3 protein-coding genes are annotated in these 2,056 nt (G+C 65.5%); all 3 read right to left on the bottom strand.

What is annotated here, in order from left to right; genetic code table 11:
* Positions 1–166: 166 nt before the first annotated feature.
* Entirely contained in the window at positions 167–775 is a 609-nt protein-coding gene (locus ACRCSW_RS05355) for a glutathione S-transferase (RefSeq protein ID WP_438703219.1), read from the bottom strand.
* Complete coding sequence (locus ACRCSW_RS05350; RefSeq protein ID WP_438703217.1) at positions 772–1,089, bottom strand: hypothetical protein; 318 nt, start codon at positions 1,087–1,089, stop codon at positions 772–774. Before ACRCSW_RS05350 ends, ACRCSW_RS05355 begins: the two co-directional genes overlap by 4 nt.
* A gap of 133 nt (positions 1,090–1,222) precedes the next feature.
* Positions 1,223–1,858 carry an FMN-binding negative transcriptional regulator gene (locus tag ACRCSW_RS05345; protein WP_438703215.1) on the bottom strand — a complete coding sequence of 212 codons (636 nt, stop codon included), beginning with the start codon at positions 1,856–1,858 and terminating at the stop codon, positions 1,223–1,225.
* Positions 1,859–2,056 lie beyond the last annotated feature (198 nt).

The raw sequence follows: 2,056 nt of genomic DNA, 5'->3' as shown, positions 1-2,056 counted from the left end.
GACACGAGAACTTCTCCCCTTTCAGGCCAGTACGGTTGCCGGCCCATATGACTTGAGGGGCCATGGAAAACCATGCCCCGTCGGGGGCGTGTTTAGCCAAGGCTTTTGGCCTCGTCCAGCGGACAAAGCCGCGCAGGTCAGCATTTCTGCTGTGCTTCCTGGGCGGTCAGGTGGAAGGAGCGGTCGCCAGCATGGCCGGGCGCGCGGCGAAAGCGGTGTGCCAGGCCGCCAGAGCAGCCCGCCCGCCGCGCCAGTCGCGGTCGCCCAGACGGAAGTCGATGTAGCCCAAGGCGCAGCCGACGGCGATCTGGCCCATGTCGAGCGGGCCGGAAAGATGGCTCATCCAGCGCTCTTCGATTGCGGTCAGCGCACGGTCGATCTTCTGCCACTGCGCGTCGGCCCAATCGCTGGACCGGCTGGGTTCGGGGCGAACCGCGGTTTCGTAGCGGATCAGTACGGCCGCTTCGGCGATGCCGTCGCCCGTGGCTTCCAGGGTGAGCGTATCCCAAAGGCGCGGTGCCGGGGGATAAAGCCCGGCCTGCAGGGTCTGGTCTAGATAGCGGGTGATGACCCGACTGTCGTAGAGGGTCGGGCTATCGCCCCGTTCCAGCGCCGGGATCTTGCCAAGCGGGTTGCGGTCGACGGGTAACGTGCCGGGATCCAGCGGATGGCCAGACACCGGAACCAGGGTCACGCGGTCGGTGGCCTTTGCCTCGTGGATAAGGACCATGACCTTGCGGACAAAGGGCGAGGCCGGGGCGTGGTAAAGCTTCATTCGCCGATTTGCCGCAGCCGGAAGCGAGCCATGCCGCCGGCATCGATTTCCCAGGTCTTGCCACGGAAACGGATCACCCGGCGGACGCGGGCGGTGGCGTTGGTCTGGGTATCCCCAGCAGACTCGGCGACCCGGTCGGAGGGACGGTGGATCGAGAGGCCCTCGCCCAGATCATCCAGGGCATCCTCGGCGCGCTGGTCGGTCCGGCCGGGGTGGGTGCGGGACCGGACCCAGCGGGTCACGGCGTAGCTGGCGGCGGCGACGGTGCCGAGGCGCAGGGCGATGGGAAGAAGAGGGGCGAGGGGCAGGGGCATGGGGACCTCCGGTTCCGGAAGGATCAGGATAATGATAGGGGACCGGCCTGTAAACGGGGTGGGGCGTAACTCAGCGTTACGCCTTATGAAGTACGCACAATCAAATGGTTATCGGAAGGCGTTTCCGAAGTCTTTACTTTTTCCCGGCCTCGGGTGCGGCCTGCATCAGGGCCGCAATCTCGCGGGCCGCCTCATTACCCTCTGCCAGCGCCGCCGCGGCGCGCCCGCGAACCTCGGGCGGCTTGTTCTGGTTCAGCTTCCACGTGCCGTCCACCGATGTGATCCGCAGCCGGAAGGGCAGGATCATCCGCATCATGCGGGGCATCGCGCCCTCGGTCATCTTGGCGCTCGTCCAGGGGGTCTTGCCCGTGATCCGCCCCTCGTGTTCGGCGGACAGGGCATCGACATGCGGCCGCAGCGCGTCGTCGGGAAGTGGCTCAAGAACACCACGAATGTGGACTGCGACGTAGTTCCAGGTCGGGACCTGATCCGGGACCTCGGAATGGGGGCCATAGAAGTCGGGCGAGACATAGGAGTCCGGCCCCGACACGGCAAAAAGCGCGGGGGCCGGGAGGCCCGCCCGGACAATGGGGTTCGAGCGGGCGAGGTGCAGCTCGGCAAAGCTGGCGTCGTCCGAGAGGAGGAAGGGGATATGCGCGGCAAGCGGGCCTTCGGGGCCGTTCACCAACAGCACGCCGAACCCGCGGGCACGGGCGAAGGCCAGGTTCTGGTCACTCGGGCTTTGACGGAAGGCGGGGTTCGGGTGCATTGGCAGGATCCAAGGGCTGGACGGTTGAGGGGAGAGACCAAAATCCTTCGAAGGATTTTGCAAATCTTTTCGAAAGGGTCTACCCTAGCTGAGTGTCCTGAGGGGTTTCAGTCTGCAGGCTTTGAGGAGGATTTTGTAGAGGTCCTCGCGCCTGTTGTTGAAGCGGAATTCGGTTTCCTTGAGGAAGACGGGGAAGCT

It is taken from the genome of Tabrizicola sp. (assembly GCF_051645465.1).
In the GTDB taxonomy this organism is placed as follows: Bacteria; Pseudomonadota; Alphaproteobacteria; order Rhodobacterales; family Rhodobacteraceae; genus Tabrizicola.
The sequence above is the reverse complement of the archived record's forward strand: the minus strand, read 5'-3'. Positions and strand labels throughout refer to the sequence as shown.